Below are 14,978 nucleotides of genomic sequence, written 5' to 3'. Positions count from 1 at the left end.
GACCTCCTTTCGTTTCCCGTGGTCTTCCCGCGGTCTTCCCGCGGTTCTTCACACGCCGTACGCACACCGTCCGAGGGGTCATCCGTGTTCATCGCCTACGCCGTAGTCGGCATTCTGCTCGCCGCCGTCCTGGCGGCCTCCGCCGTCGCCACCATCACCCGGCAGGAGTCGGTCGTCGGTTCGATGTCCAAGGTGGGCGTCCCGGACTCCTGGCTGCCACGCCTCGCCACGCTCAAGGCGGCGGGCGCGGTGGGCCTGGTGATCGGCCTCTGGGTCCCGGCACTCGGCGTGGCCGCCGCGATCGGTGTGGTCCTCTACTTCATCGGCGCCACCATCGCGCATCTCCGGGTGAAGGACTACGAGATCGCCCCGGCCGTCGGCCTCTTCCTGCTGGCCGCGGCGGCCCTTGTCCTGCGTCTGGCCTCGGCCTGAGCGGCGGCGGCGCCCCGCCCGAGCGGACGCGCCGCCCGCCTGGGCGGGGCGCTCAGCGCGACCGCCGTACGGACCGCCCCGCCAGGACGTCCGTGCGGCGGCCGTCCTCGATCACGAAGTGCCCGTCGATCAGTACGTACGGGATGCCCACCGGCAGTACGCGCGGGGACGCGAAGGTGGAGCCCGCCGCGACCGTGTCCGGGTCGAAGAGGACCAGATCGGCGCGGTAGCCCTCGCGGACCAGACCGCGGTCGGGGAGGCGCAGACGGGCGGCGGGGCGGGCGGTGAGGTGGGACACGCACTCCTCCAGTGACAGCACGCCCAGGTCACGCGCGTACCGGCCCAGATACTGGGGGAACGTGCCGTAGGCGCGCGGATGCGGCTTGGCGCCCTGGAGGATGCCGTCGCTGCCGCCCGTGTGGACGCGGTGCCGCATGATCGCGCGGACGTTCTCCTCGTGCCCCACGTGCTGGAGGATCGTCGAGCCCAGCCGGTCGTCGATCAGGAGCCGGCGGGCCGTGGTCCAGGGCGCCTCACCGCGCGCCCGCGCCGACTCCGCGACCGTACGGCCGACATGGTCCGCGAGTCCCGGTGCCGAGACGCCGGAGATCTCGATCGTGTCCCACTCGATGGGCACACCGTGGCAGCCGTCGGAGCCCACCACCTCCAGATGGTGGCGGATCCTCTCGGCGGCGGAGTCGTCCCGCAGCCGGTCCAGGACCGTGTCGGGACCGCCCTCGCCCGCCCAGCTCGGCAGCATCGCCACCAGCGTGGTGCAGCCGGGGGTGTAGGGATAGGTGTCCAGGGAGATGTCCGCGCCCGAGTCCAGCGCCCGGTCGAGCAGCGCGAGCAGCTCGGGCGCCTTCCCCTTGTTCACCCCGAAGTTCATGGTGGCGTGGGCGAGATGGAGGGCGCAGCCGGCGTTGCGGGTGAGCGTCACCATCTCCTCGTACGCCTGGAGCGCCCCGGCGCCGTAGGACCGGTGGTGCGGGCAGTAGTAGCCGTCGTACTCCGCCACCACCCGGCACAGCTCGGTCAGTTCGGCGTCGTCCGCGTACATCCCGGGCGTGTAGGTCAGCCCGGAGGACATCCCGACCGCACCCTGCTCCATGGACTCGGCCACCAGCCGTTTCATCCTGGCGAGTTCGGCGTCGGTCGCGGGCCGGTCGTCCCAGCCGACCGCGTGCATACGGACCGTGCCCTGCGGGATCAGATACGCGGCGTTGACCGCGATGCCCCGGCCGTCGAAGCCGTGGTCGAGCCGGTCCAGATACTCGCCGACCGTGCGCCAGTCGAAGTCGACGCTCGTGTCCTCCGGCGCGCCGCCGTTCCACCCGGTGATCGCCCGCCGCACCTGAGCGAGGGTCGTGTCGTCGACGGGCGCGTACGACAGACCGTCCTGGCCGATCACTTCGAGGGTCACGCCCTGCGCGGCCTTCGCCGAGTGATCGGGGTCGCGCAGCAGCGCCAGATCGCTGTGCGCGTGCATGTCGATGAAGCCGGGGGAGAGGGCGAGTCCGCCGGCGTCGAGGACCCGGGCGCCGGTGGGACGGCCCCCGCCCCCGGACTCCTTGTGTATCGCGGCGACCCGGCCGCCGGTGATGCCCACGTCCGCGCGGTACGAGGGGCCGCCCGTGCCGTCGATGACACGCGCGTCCCGCAGAACGAGATCCATGACCGGCCCTCTCAGAAGAACGTACGGATGAGGTCCGTGACCGTGCCGTCCGCCTCCACGAGCGGAATGAGCTGCCACTTGTCGAACGAGGTGCACGGATGGGACAGCCCCATCCCGACCCAGTCGCCGACCTCCAGCTCCGCCTCGGGCGTGGTGGTCAGCCAGCCGTGCTGGTCGGACAGGCCCGTGACCGTGACACCGGCCGCCGGGCGGATCGCGCCGGTGCGCCCGTCCCGTACGACCTGGGCCTCGGGCAGGTCCAGGTCGTACGCCGCGTCCCGCTTGCCCGCGTTGACGAAGGCCTGGCCGGGGGAGGGACGGGAGACGACCTGGGCCCAGAGCCGGAAGGCGGGCTGGAGGGAGCCTTCCTCGGGGACACGGTTGAAGGGGGTGAGATGGCGGTAGTGGCCGTCGTCGTGCGAGATGTACGCGCCCGAGCGCAGCAGCTTCAGCACGGGACGCGAGAGCGGGGGGATCTCCGCGAAGACGTCCGCGACCGCGTCGAACCAGGCGCTGCCGCCCGCGCTGATGACGATCTCGCCGCCGGGAGCGCCGCTCGTGCCGGCGTCCGCCGCCGGGACGGCGAAGCGGCCGGCCTTGTCGAAGCCGGCCGCCAGGGCGACGAGCCGGCGCAGCCAGGCGCGGACGGAGTCACCGTCGGCCGCCGGGACCTCGCCCTCGTAACCGGCGACGCCGACGAGCCGCAGGGTCGTCACCGCCGCCACCGCGTCGGCGACCGCGGCGCACTCCGCCTCCGTACGGGCTCCGGTACGGGCGCCCTCGCCCGCGCCCAGCTCGACGACGACCTCCACCGGGCGGACGGCGCCCGCCGCGCTCAGGGCCTCGTCCATCAGCTCGACACCGCGTACGGAGTCGACGTAGCAGAGGAACCGGAAGGCGGGGTCCCGGTCCAGCTCGGCGGCGAGCCAGCGCAGCGCCGCCGCGTCGACCAGCTCGTTGGCGAGGAAGATCCGCCGGATGCCGAACGCGCGGTAGACACGCACCTGGTGGGGCACGGCGGCGGTGATGCCCCAGGCGCCGCGGTCGAGCTGGCGGGCGAAGAGCTGCGGCGACATGGAGGTCTTGCCGTGGGGGGCGAAGGCCAGGCCGTGGCGCGCGGAGTAGGACTCCAGGAGGGCGAGATTGTGCTCGACCGACTCGGCGGAGAGGGCGAGGACAGGGGTGGTGAAGCCGCCGCTGAAGAGGGAGCGGCGCTCGGCGGCGAGCGCGGCGACGGTGAGACCCTCGGCGTCCGGCGGGAGGCCCTTGAAGCGGTGGTCGACGCGCTCGTCGCCGAGCCCCCCGCCGGGTCGCCGGTCGAGGCGCTCGTCGGTACGTCCGTCGGCGGCCATGGGAGCCTCCCCTTGCTTCAGCGGTTGCGGCGGTTGTGGCGGTTGCGGTGGTTCCAGCGGTTTGTTTCGGCAGTGTCGTTGCAATACTTGCAATGACCATTGCGTGTAACGCTCACCGCTGTCTAACATCCGAGCGACAGCGGGTCAATGGTGACCTCATCGAACATCACGAGCGGCGAGGAGTCCCAGCGTGACCGGAACCGCGGACGCGGAGGTCGTCTGTCTCGGTGAGTCCATGGTCACCTTCCTGCCCTCGCGGCCCGGCCCGCTCGCGGACGTCCCGTCCTTCGACCGTACGATCGGCGGCGCCGAGTCCAATGTCGCCTGCGCGCTGGCGGCGGCCGGGCACCGGGTGCGCTGGGTCAGCCGGGTCGGCGCCGACGGCTTCGGCGACCATCTCGTACGGTCGGTCGCCGCGTACGGGGTCGACACCTCGGGTGTGCGCCGCGACCCGCACCGGCCCACCGGTATCTACTTCCGTACGGCGACGGACCGCGCCACCGACGCGCACGAGGTCGTCTACTACCGCGCGGGTTCCGCCGCCTCCGCGATGTCGCCGGACAACATGGCGCCCGAGGACCTCCGGTCGGGGGCACTGCTGCATCTGTCCGGTATCACCGCCGCGCTCTCGGACGACTGCCTGGCGCTGATGCGCGCGCTGACCGCGCGGACCCCCGGGCGCCCGCTGGTCTCCTTCGACGTCAACCACCGCCCGAATCTGTGGCGCGATCCCTCCGGCGTCCGTGTGCTGCTGGACCTCGCGCGCGGCGCCGACCTGGTGTTCGTCGGCGAGGACGAGGCCGCGGCGGCCTGGGACCTGCACGGCGCGGAGGCGATCCGCGCCGCGCTGCCCGAACCGCGGACGCTGGTGATCAAACGCGGCGCGGCGGGGGCGACGGTCTACACACGCGAGCCGGAGACGACGGCCCTCGGCACCGCGGGCGCCCCGCCCGCCACGCCCGTCACGCCTGCTTCGTCGGCGTACGGGCACGACTCGGCGCATGGGCGCGAGGCGGAGTACGGGCACGAGGCGGAGTACGGGCACGAGGCGGAGTACGGGCGCGACACCGTCGTCTCCGTGCCCGCCCTCCGCGTCGATGTCGTCGCGCCCGTCGGGGCCGGGGACGCCTTCGCCGCCGGATTCCTCTCCGCGACCCTGCGCGGCCTGCCCGCCGCCGCCCGGCTGCGCCACGGGCATCTCATGGCCGCCGCCGCCCTCACCGTGCCCGGCGATCTCGGGGCGCCGCCCGCGCGCGCGGACGCCGACCGGCTCGCGGGCCTCGACGCGCGGGCGTGGGGGAGACTTCGTCTCGGCCCCGGCTGGACGGAGGCCACGGAGCAGGAGGTACGTACCCCATGAGCCAGACCGTCGACCGCGCGCTGAGCATCCTTCCGCTGCTCGCCCAGGGACCCGCCGATCTCGGGCAGGTCGCGGACCGGCTCGGTGTGCACAAGTCCACCGCGCTGCGGCTGCTCCGTACGCTCCACGAGCACGGGCTCGTCCACCGCCAGCAGGACCAGCGCTACCGCCTCGGCGCCCGTCTCTTCGCGCTCGCGCAGGAGGCCGTGGAGAACCTGGACGTACGCGAGATCGCGCACCCCCATCTCAGCGCGCTCAACGAGGAGATCGGGCACACCGTCCATCTCGCCGTGTACGAGGAGAACGAGGTCCTCTACATCGACAAGGTCGAGAGCCGCTACCCCGTCCGTATGTACTCGCGGATCGGCAAGCCCGTCGCGATCACCGTCGCCGCCGTGGCCAAGCTCCTGCTCGCCGACCTTCCCGAGCCCGAGCGCCGCGCCGTCGCGGAGAAGCTCGACTACCCCGCCTACACGTCCCGTTCGACGCCGAACGCCGCCGCCTTCCTCAAGGAGCTGGCGACCGTGCGCGAACAGGGCTGGGCCACCGATCTCGGCGGCCACGAGGAGTCCATCAACTGCGTCGGCGCCCCGGTCCGCGGTACGGACGGCCGGGCCGTCGCCGCCATGTCGGTCTCCGCGCCGAACGTCGTGGTCACCGCCGAGGAACTCCTCACCCTGCTGCCGCTGGTACGCCGTACCGCGGACGCCATCAGCCGGGAGTACTCCGGCACCGCCCCCATCAGCACCACCCCGCTCCACACCGCCCCCGTCAAGGACACGCCCGAAGGATGAGTGCCACATGACCGAGAAGACCGCCCTCACGCCCGCCACCCACACCGCCCCGCCGGCGAAGTTCTCGCACGGCGTCCGCAAGGGGAACATCCTCCAGGTCGCGGGCCAGGTCGGTTTCCTGCCCGCCGTCGAGGGGCAGGCGCCCACGGTCGCGGGACCGACCCTGCGTGAGCAGACCCTCCAGACGTTCGCCAATGTCCGGGCGATCCTGGAGGAGGGCGGCGCGAGTTGGGACGACGTCATGATGATGCGCGTCTATCTCACCGACGTGGACCACTTCGCCGAGATGAACGCGATCTACAACGCGTACTTCGAGGAGCAGGGGCTGAAGGAGGCCCCCGCCGCGCGTACGACCGTCTATGTGGGCCTGCCCAAGGGGCTGTTGATCGAGATCGACGCGCTCGCCGTCCTCGGCTGAGCCACCGAAGCCCCCCAGCTCCCGAACCCCCAAGCTCCCGAAGTCCGCGAGGCCCCGAAGCCCGCCAGAGATCCAGAGATCCGGAGATCCGGAAACCGACCCGGTACGGCGACCGCCCCCGCGGCGCCGTACCGCGATCCCCCCTGCCCCGCACACCATCGCCACGCCATCGCCGTATGCCCTTATATCCCCATAACCCCCTGAATCCCCGGAACCCCCCGAGCTTCCTGAACCCCCTGAACAGAGGTCCCCCCATGCTCCTGGCCGCCGACGCCCCACCCGAGACACCGCCCCACACCGGTGGTCTGCTGCTCCTGATCGACGGCACCGCCGGTCTGCTGACCGTCGCCGCCCTCGGTATCGCCCTCCTTCTCCTCCTGATCATCAAGGTCAGGCTCCAGCCCTTCGTGGCCCTCCTCGGTGTCTCCATAGCCGTCGGCCTCGCCGCCGGTCTCTCCGTCACCGAACTCTTCGGCACGGTCCAGAAGTCCGCCGCCGTCTCCATGATCGAGACGGGTATGGGCGGCATCCTCGGCCATGTCGCGATCATCATCGGTCTGGGCACCATGCTCGGCGCGATCCTCGAAGTGTCCGGCGGCGCCGAGGTGCTGAGCGCCCGGCTGCTCCGTCTCTTCGGCGAGAAGCGCGCGCCGCTCGCCATGGGGGTCACCGGTGTCGTCTTCGGTGTCCCGGTCTTCTTCGACGTCGGTATCTTCGTCCTCGCGCCGATCGTGTACGCCGCCGCCAGGCGCTCGGGCAAGTCGGTCCTGCTGTACGCGATGCCGCTGCTCGCCGGTCTGTCGATGACCCATGCCTTTCTGCCGCCGCACCCGGGTCCCGTCGCCGCGGCCGGACTCTTCGGGGTGGATCTGGGCTGGGTCATCCTGATGGGTGTCGTCGTCGGCGTCCCGGCCGTGCTCGCCGCGTGGGTCTACGCCGCGTGGATCGGCAAGCGGCTGTTCGTCGAGGTTCCGCAGGACATGGTCGAGGCCGCGGCGGAGGCCAAGGCCGCGGTCGCCGCCGAGCAGCGGGCCTCCGGGGTCACCCCGAGCGAGCGGCCCGTCGCGCTCGGGACCGTACTCGCGATCATCGGCACCCCGCTGGTCCTGATCCTGCTGGCGACCTTCTCGTCCATCGCCCTGGACCCGTCGACCGGCCGCTCGGTGATCGAGTTCTTCGGCCACCCGTTCGTGGCGCTGACGATCGCGCTGCTGCTGGCGTACTACCTGCTGGGCATCCGCCGGGGCTGGTCACGTGCCTCGCTGGAGAGGGTCTCCACCTCCTCCCTCAAACCGGTCGGCAACATCCTGCTGGTCGTCGGCGCGGGCGGGGTCTTCGGCGCGGTCCTCAAGGGCAGCGGTATCGCGGACGCCCTCGCCGACACCTTCAACGACGTCGGTCTGCCGGTCATCCTGCTGGCCTGGCTGATCTCCGTCGTACTGCGGGTGGCACAGGGCTCGGCGACGGTCGCGATCGTCACCACCGCGGGCATCGTCGTCCCGCTGGTCGAGGGGCAGGGCTTCTCGCAGGCGCATCTCGCCCTGATCATCATGGCGATCTCGGCGGGCTCCATCTTCGCCTCGCACGTCAACGACGGCGGCTTCTGGATGGTCGCCAAGTACTTCGGCATCTCGGAGCGCGACACCCTGAAGTCCTGGACGGTGCTGGAGACGGTCCTGTCGGTGGCGGGCTTCGTCGTGGCGGCGCTGCTGAGCCTGGTGATCTAGCGACTCCGGTACTTCCACGTTCCGGCGATTCCTGGCGCTCCGGCGAGTCGGGCGCTCCGGCGGTGACCGGTGCTCAGGAAGTCACCTCGGCGCAGACGTAGTTCTCGTCGTCGTCCACCTCCCACCAGTACTCGGGGCAGTTGGGGTCACTGCCGTCCGCCGGCATCGAGTAGTAGCCGGTGATCTGCATGATGTACGCGTAGCCCTTGGGCACCGTGTCGGCGCCGCAGTTCCATACGGCCTGGAGGCGGCCGGCGCCGACACGGTCGCCGTTCTTCTCGGCGATGAAGCACTGGCCCGGGGCGTATCTGCGGGAGACGCAGAGCGTGGTGGTCATCCCGTCGTCGCCCCGGTTCGCCCAGGCCTGCTGGTCCTCGCCGCCGTCGCAGCCCGAACCCGTCGAGTCCGAGACGGCCCGGTCGACATGGTTGTAGGCCTCGGGCGCCGAGCAGTCGACCCGCTTCGGCACGGTGTCGCTCCAGCGTCCGAACCCGTCGTCGTGGGAGCTGAGGCACTCCCCGGTCCGTACGGCACGGAAGGCGAGGTCGACGGCGCTCGGGGTGGGCGTCGAGGGGCTGTCACTGGAGTAGGAGGAGCCGCCGTCGTAGGAACTCCCGCCGCTCGACGACGACGAGCCGCCGGAGGACGAGGTGCTGGTGGTGTCGGCCTCCCAGGGGCGCCAGATGAAGATCACGACGAAGGCCATGACGAGGAGGAACACACCGCCGCTGGAGGACTTCTTGGCGGGGGACGTCGCGGGCGGCGTGGCGGCGGGCGCCGACCTGGCCGCTCCGGCGGAGGAACGCTGTCTGCCCGCCGGGCGTGATCCGGCGGGTGAGCCCTGGCCGGTGGAGCCCTGCCGGGGTGAGCCCTGCCCGGGGGAGCGCTGTCCCGCGGAGCCCGGTCCGCCGGGCGATCCCGCCCGTGACCGGCCGTCGGCCCCGGCGTCCTGCCGCCCTGCCTGATCCTGCCCCGCCTTGTTCCGTTCCGCCTGCTCCCGTTCCGCCTGTTCCCGCTCGATCCGGCCGCGTGCCGCGCGTACCTGTCTGGCCTGTATCTCGGCCAGCTCGCGGGCCGAACGCTCCCGTTGGGCGCGGCGCTCGGCCCGTTCCCGTTCCGCGCGGTCGTGTTCGCGGGCGGCGCGCTCCCGCTCCCGCTCGGCCCGTTCGCGCTCGGCCTCCTCCTTCTCGGCTCTCTCCCGCTCCGCCTCCGCCGTCGCCTCCGCCGCCGCGTCGCGGGCCTGGGTGTACTCGCGCGTCGGGTCCGGTTCCCGTACCCCGTGCGTCCGCTGGTCCGCCGTCGGATCGTCGGGGCCCACGCCCGACGCCGCCCCCGGTCCCGGCCCGCCCTCCCGTAGCCTCCGTCCCTGCTGGTCGTACGCCTCGATCAGCGCCGTCCAGCGCGGCGGCAGCCACCGCTTGCCGCTGTCCGACACCGGCAGCCCGACCAGAGCGGCCTTGAACTGCGCGAGGACGTCCGCCGGCCGGGGCCGGGCACCCGGGTCCGCCGCCAGGCAGGGGCGGATGAGCTGGTCCAGTTCGCGCGGCAGCCCGCTCAGCTCCAGCTCGCCCCTGGCCACCCGCGCCAGCAGCCCGAGCGTGTCGCCGTCATGGGCGTACGGCGGCCGGCCGACCGCGAGATGGAAGAGGGTCGCGCCCAGCGAGTAGATGTCGGAGGCCGCCGTGGACGGCTCGCCCCTGGCCTGCTCGGGGGAGGTGAAGGCGATCGTGCCGAGTGTGAGGCTGGTGCGGGTGAGATCGCTGGCGTGGGAGATCCCGAAGTCGATGACGCGCGGGCCGTTCAGCGGGAGCAGTACGTTCGGCGGCTTGATGTCACGGTGGACGATGCCCGCGCCGTGCAGCGCGACCAGCGCCGCCGCCACCCCCGCCCCCACCCAGCGCACCGCCGAGGCCGGTGGCTGCCCGGCCGTCCGTACCAGCTCGGCGAGCGACGGCGCGGCGATGTACTGGATGGCCATCCAGGGCCGGGCCGCGTCGGCGTCGGCGTCCAGGACCCGCGCCGTGTAGCCGCTGTCGACCCGCTGGGCCACGGCCACCTCACGGGCGAACCGGCGCCGGTCGACATCGCTGACGATCCCCTCGGCGAGCAGCGTCTTGACCGCCACCAGCCGTGGGCCGGAGCGGGCCAGATAGATCCGGCCCATTCCGCCCGAACCAAGTCTGCCGATGATCCGGTACGGGCCCAGAGCCGTCGGGTCGTCCGCACCCAGCCGCTCGATCTTCACCCCGGACATGCCAAAACTCCCCCCGCAGATCCCCCGTCGATTCCGGTGCGCGGTGGATAACACGCCTGGCGGGGACACCCCGTTCCCGCCACGGCCATGGAATCCACCGGATCCGGAATCCACCAGGAATGCTCGTCCGCCACCGCACCCGCGTCAACATCCTGGGGAGGGAGGCGGGACCTGATTGGTCCGCCGCCGGACCCGACGCGGTCTTGCGCGATCACCGGCCCTCCGCTTTGGTGACGTGGGTCACATGAGGGGGGTCGAGTGAGAGGCGACGTTACGCATGGCGGACAGTACGGACAGTACGGGTACGGCGGACAGTAGAGGTACGACGGACAGTACGGGCGCGACGGGCGCGACGGGCGCCGGGGCGGGCACCGGGCCCGGAACCGGGGCGGGTACGGGAGCCGGGGCCGACGCGGTTATCGGGACCGGGACCGGGACAGGGGCAGGCGCCGGTGCAGTCGCCGGAGCCGGTGAGGCCGTCTCCCGGCCGCGCAAGTCCAGCTGGAAGTACATCGGCCCCGGGATCGTCGTCGCGGCGACCGGGGTCGGCGCGGGCGATCTGGTCGCGACGCTCATCGCGGGCAGCAAGTTCGGCTACACCCTGCTGTGGGCGGCGGTCATCGGCTGTGTCGTGAAGATCTCCCTCGCCGAGGCGGCGGGCCGCTGGCATCTCGCCACCGGCCGTACGCTCTTCGACGGCTGGCGCAGCCTGGGCAACTGGACCACCGTCTACTTCGCGGTCTACGTCCTCGTCTGGGGCTTCGTCTACGGCGCCACGGCCATGTCCTCCAGCGCCCTGCCGATCGTGGCGCTCTTCCCCGACGGTCCCGGGCTCAAGACCTGGGCGGTCATCACGGGGCTGACCGGCCTGGTCTTCGTCTGGTTCAACCGGTACGCCGTCTTCGAGAAGGCCATGACGGTCCTGATCGGGATGAAGTTCCTCGTCGTCATGTATGTCGCGGTCCGCGTCGCGCCGGATCTCGGGGAGGCCGTCGCCGGTCTCGTACCGGTTCTGCCGGACGGCTCGCTCTTCTACACGCTCGGTCTGATCGGCGGCGTCGGCGGCACCATCACCATGGCCGCCTACGGGTACTGGGTGAACGCCAAGGGCTGGACCAACTCCGGCTGGATGAAGGTGATGCGGCTCGACAACCGCGTCGCCTACATCACCACCGGCCTCTTCGTCGTCGCCATGCTGATCATCGGGGCCGAGCTGCTGCACTCCTCCCAGATCGCCCTCACCTCGGGCGACCGGGGCCTGATCGATCTCGGTACCGTACTGGAGGACCGCTTCGGCGTGGTCACGGCGAAGCTCTTCCTGATCGGCTTCTTCGCCACGTCCTTCGGGGCGCTCATGGGCGTGTGGCACGGCGTGAGCCTGATGTTCGCCGACTTCGTCGACCGGTTCGTCCGGGAGCGGAAGGGCGTGGACCGGGAGGACGCGGTGGACATGGTCGCGTCCGGCGCGCGGGAGCGTTCGTTCATGTTCCGCGCGTATCTGCTCTGGCTGACCTTCCCACCGATCGCGCTGCTCTTCCTCGACGAGCCGTTCGGTCTTGTGGTGGTCTACGGAGTGCTGGGCGCCTTCTTCATGCCGTTCCTGGCGCTCACCCTGGTCTGGCTGCTCAACTCCTCGCGTACGCCCGCCGAATGGCGCAACGGTGTGCTGAGCAATGTGATGCTCGCGGCGGGCGGGCTGCTGTTCGTGGTGCTGTGTGTGCAGCAGGTGAGGGACCTTCCCTGGTAGCCGCCGCGCCACGCGGTGATCCGGGGCCGGACACACGGCAGCGCCGTCGGGGTGGGGTTCGACGGCGCTGCCGGCCCTGTGGGGGGCTTGGGGGTTCTGGCAGTGCCACCGGGGGAGCGGCGGCACTGCCGGTACGGTGCTGTGCCGGTGAGACCGGCGGTACGGCGGTACGGCGGGGTTACGGCAGGCCGTGGACGTGCGGGCCGACCGCGTTGGACCAGGCGTTGCCCGCCGTGGCGTCCCAGTTGGTGGACCAGGTCATGGCGCCGCGGATGCCGGGGTAGGTCCTGGAGGGCTTGAAGGAACCGCAGTTGGTGCCCCTGGCGAGGCAGTCCAGCGCGTTCTTCACGATGGACGGGTCGACATAGCCGCTGCCCGCGCCCCGCGTGGAGGCGGGCACTCCGAGGCCGACCTGTGACGGGTCGAGGCCGCCTTCGAGCTGGATGCAGGCGAGGGCGGTGAGGAAGTCCACCGAGCCCTGGGAGTAGACCTTGCCGTCGCAGCCGAGCATCGAACCGCTGTTGTAGTACTGCATGTTGACGACCGTGAGGATGTCCTTCACGTTCAGCGCCGTCTTGAAGTACTCGCCCGACGTCGACTGCATGTCGATGGTCTGCGGCGCCATCGTCAGCACCAGTCCGCTGCCGGCCTTCGCGGAGAGCTGCCGCAGGGCCTTGGTCAGATAGGTGGAGTTGATGCCGTGTTCGAGGTCGATGTCGACCCCGCTGAAGCCGTACTCCTGCATCAGCGCGTAGGTGCTGTCGGCGAAGGCGGTCGCGGAGGCGTCACTGTTGATGGTGACATTGCCCTTCTCACCGCCGACCGAGATGATCACCGACTTGCCCGCGGACTTCTTCGCGGCGATGTCCGCCTTGAAGTCGGCCACCGAGGCGTATCCGACGGCCGGGTCGAGATTGAAGGTGATCTGACCGGGCGTGGCCGTCGCGTCGGCGAACGACACCGCGATGATGTCGTACTGCGACTGGACGTCACGGAGCTTCTGGACGGTCGCGCCGTTGTTGAAGTTCTGCCAGTAGCCGGTCAGCGCGTGCTTCGGCACCGAGGGGTTGCCGGGCGGGTTGCCGCCGCCCTGCGCGGTCCTGCCGCTGACGGTGGCGGAGCGGGCGGACTCGCCGGCCGCGTTGGTCGCGGTCACCTGGAAGTCGTACGAGGTGTTCGCGGCCAGGCCGGTCACGGTCGAGGAGGTGCCGGTCGCCGACTGGACCTTCGTACCGGACCGGTAGACGTTGTAGCCGGTCGCCCCGGACACCCCGCTCCAGTTGAGCGTCACGGACGACGAGGTCACGGAGCCGACGGCGAGACCGCTGGGCGCGGCGGGGATCTGCGGCCCGGGGTCGGTGCCTCCGCCGCCGTCGGGGCCGAAGACGGAGAGATCGTCGGCGTAGTAGGGGGTCTGGCCGTACCACCCGTGGGTGTAGACGGTCACCGACCGGGTGGAGGCACCGGTCCTGAAGGTGGTCGTGAGCTGCTTCCAGCCGGAGCTGTCCGGGGTCCAGGTCGACACATCGGTCGTACCGGTCCCCTCGGCCCCGAGATACACATACCCGCCCTGGACCCACGCGCTCAGCGTGTACGTCGAGTTGGGCTGCACGGCGACGGCCTGGGCGCACTTGGCGTTGTCCTGGCCCGCGGGCGTGGCCCTGAGCGCGGCGGCGCCGCCGTGCACGGGCGAGCCGACCGTGGCCCCACTGCCCGCGGAACAGGTCCAGTTGGCGAGCCCGGACTCGTAGCCGGCGTTCTTGGCGACATTGATGTCGGCGGCCTGCGCGCTCCCGGAGAGCCCGGTCACACTCAGCGCTCCGGCCGCCAGCACGGCCACCGCCCCGCCGATCCAGGTACGTATGCGACCTCTGCCGTCTGGTGCACGTTCCACTTGCTGCCTCCGCTGGGGGTTCGGGGATGGAGGTACCGAGAGGGGGAACGGTGGCCACCGTCGGGCGTAAAGGTGGTCCAGACCAATCAACTTGTCAAGACCTCTGGCAGAAGGTCGTATACAAGAAACCCCACCCCACCCCGAGCCCCACACCCACCCCCCACGAGCGCGCCGCACACCGGGAACGCCGGGACCTGCGCGGATACCGAACACGCGGGACGGCTGTCCTGGGGGCGGCACGGCCGGTTGCCCGCAGGGCGGGCGGGTGCCTTCGTGCCGCAGGGGAGGATTACAACCGCCGGACGAAGGCACGCGCTCCGTTGTGGAACGCGACCGTCAGACCACCGCGGCTGTTCCCCTGACCCGGACGGGTCGACCAGCGCTCGATGCTCGCGATCTCCGGGGACTCCGCCCGTGCGACGGCCGCGGCGAGCCATCCTTCGTGATCGCCGGACGCCGGGTTCGCCACTACCTGAACCGGGTCACCGTTGACGGGAACATCAGCGTGTTCGTGTTTCTCGCTCTCGGCGAGCTGGCCCATGATCTGCCACCGCGCTTCACCGTCCCCGGTCGTGATCGCCAGCCCGAAGGGATGCTTGGTGTCCCCGGCTTCCGCGAGCGTCTGGACGCGTGTCACGCCGGGGCTGTTCTTGGCCAGATCGAGTGTGAAGTCCTGGAACCGGGAGGGGCGCATTTACGGTTATTTCTCCGAGGATGGGTCATGTCGTCCGAGGCTGCGGACAGCCGCCGCGGGGGCGCTGTGGATCGAGGGACGCCGGGGCCCGCGCAGATGTCGGACAAGGGTGATCGTCACCGGCCGTCTCCAGTACCCATGTCGATCGTGCACCAGGTAATGGAGCCGTCCTCACTTACCCCCCACGCCTCCGTAAGGGCGTCGACGAGGAACAATCCCCGACCGCCTTCCCGGTCGACGTCAGGTCCGCACGGTTCGGCGCGGCTGCCGGGTGTGCGATCGTCCACCTCGATGCGTACCTTGCCCGACAGGCTGTCGTGGGCGAGAGACAGACCGACCGCCTCGGCCCGGCCGTACCTCACCGCATTCGACAGCAACTCGCTGACGACAAGGGTGATGGAGTGCACCGCATCGGCGGCAGCTGCCGCCCAGTGCCGGAGGAACGCGGCGACGATACGCCGCTGCGCACCGACGTACCGGGGATGTCTGATCATCTCGGTCACATACCGGCGTACGTGCGGTGGGGACGCCGGTCCGGACGAAGCCGGTAAATCCTCGTCCTGCGGGCCGACCGGTAAGAAAGCCGCGGTGACAGATGCGGACGGGCCCCGCTCGGCCTGGCCCTGGGGGA

12 protein-coding genes are annotated in these 14,978 nt (G+C 71.2%); 6 read left to right on the top strand and 6 right to left on the bottom strand.

Annotated elements, in window-relative coordinates; translation table 11 throughout:
- Positions 1–84: 84 nt before the first annotated feature.
- Entirely contained in the window at positions 85–432 is a 348-nt protein-coding gene (locus OG214_RS14385) for a DoxX family protein (protein ID WP_405984952.1), read from the top strand.
- Positions 433–484: 52 nt separating this feature from the next.
- On the opposite strand, the gene OG214_RS14380 is transcribed toward OG214_RS14385, so the two are convergent.
- Together OG214_RS14380 and OG214_RS14375 are read right to left on the bottom strand one after the other, a co-directional pair.
- Positions 485–2,107, bottom strand: coding sequence for an amidohydrolase family protein (locus tag OG214_RS14380; RefSeq protein ID WP_405984951.1), 1,623 nt, complete (start codon positions 2,105–2,107; stop codon positions 485–487).
- Positions 2,108–2,118: 11 nt separating this feature from the next.
- Positions 2,119–3,459: an alanine racemase gene (locus OG214_RS14375; protein WP_405984950.1), complete on the bottom strand. Its 1,341-nt coding sequence runs from the start codon at positions 3,457–3,459 to the stop codon at positions 2,119–2,121.
- Positions 3,460–3,649: 190 nt separating this feature from the next.
- Here OG214_RS14375 and OG214_RS14370 point away from each other — a divergent pair, with 190 nt between their 5' ends.
- From OG214_RS14370 to OG214_RS14355, 4 genes are all read left to right on the top strand, one after another.
- Positions 3,650–4,819 carry a sugar kinase gene (locus OG214_RS14370; RefSeq protein ID WP_405984949.1) on the top strand — a complete coding sequence of 390 codons (1,170 nt, stop codon included), beginning with the start codon at positions 3,650–3,652 and terminating at the stop codon, positions 4,817–4,819.
- A complete protein-coding gene (locus tag OG214_RS14365) occupies positions 4,816–5,613 on the top strand; it encodes an IclR family transcriptional regulator (RefSeq protein WP_405984948.1) in 798 nt (265 codons plus the stop codon). The genes OG214_RS14370 and OG214_RS14365 overlap by 4 nt, the downstream gene beginning before the upstream one ends.
- 7 nt (positions 5,614–5,620) lie before the next feature.
- The gene (locus tag OG214_RS14360) at positions 5,621–6,031 is read left to right on the top strand and encodes a RidA family protein (protein WP_363079980.1); all 411 of its coding nucleotides are present in this window, start codon (positions 5,621–5,623) and stop codon (positions 6,029–6,031) included.
- A gap of 254 nt (positions 6,032–6,285) precedes the next feature.
- Complete coding sequence (locus OG214_RS14355) at positions 6,286–7,758, top strand: gluconate:H+ symporter (protein ID WP_363079979.1); 1,473 nt, start codon at positions 6,286–6,288, stop codon at positions 7,756–7,758.
- Between the two features lie 73 nt (positions 7,759–7,831).
- Here the strand turns inward: OG214_RS14355 and OG214_RS14350 are convergent, their stop codons facing one another.
- Entirely contained in the window at positions 7,832–10,012 is a 2,181-nt protein-coding gene (locus OG214_RS14350) for a serine/threonine-protein kinase (RefSeq protein WP_405984947.1), read from the bottom strand.
- A gap of 277 nt (positions 10,013–10,289) precedes the next feature.
- Here OG214_RS14350 and OG214_RS14345 point away from each other — a divergent pair, with 277 nt between their 5' ends.
- Positions 10,290–11,759, top strand: a complete 1,470-nt coding sequence (locus OG214_RS14345; RefSeq protein ID WP_405984946.1) for an Nramp family divalent metal transporter — start codon at positions 10,290–10,292, stop codon at positions 11,757–11,759.
- A 178-nt stretch (positions 11,760–11,937) separates the two neighbouring features.
- Here the strand turns inward: OG214_RS14345 and OG214_RS14340 are convergent, their stop codons facing one another.
- The 3 genes from OG214_RS14340 to OG214_RS14330 form a co-directional block, all read right to left on the bottom strand.
- Entirely contained in the window at positions 11,938–13,653 is a 1,716-nt protein-coding gene (locus OG214_RS14340) for a glycoside hydrolase family 18 protein (RefSeq protein ID WP_363079976.1), read from the bottom strand.
- Positions 13,654–13,942: 289 nt separating this feature from the next.
- Positions 13,943–14,347, bottom strand: coding sequence for a hypothetical protein (locus OG214_RS14335; protein WP_405984945.1), 405 nt, complete (start codon positions 14,345–14,347; stop codon positions 13,943–13,945).
- Positions 14,348–14,463: 116 nt separating this feature from the next.
- Entirely contained in the window at positions 14,464–14,841 is a 378-nt protein-coding gene (locus tag OG214_RS14330) for an ATP-binding protein (protein WP_405987505.1), read from the bottom strand.
- Positions 14,842–14,978: the final 137 nt, after the last annotated feature.

The sequence above is a fragment of the Streptomyces sp. NBC_00872 genome (assembly GCF_045161915.1).
GTDB lineage: Bacteria > Actinomycetota > Actinomycetes > Streptomycetales > Streptomycetaceae > Streptomyces.
The sequence above is the reverse complement of the archived record's forward strand: the minus strand, read 5'-3'. Positions and strand labels throughout refer to the sequence as shown.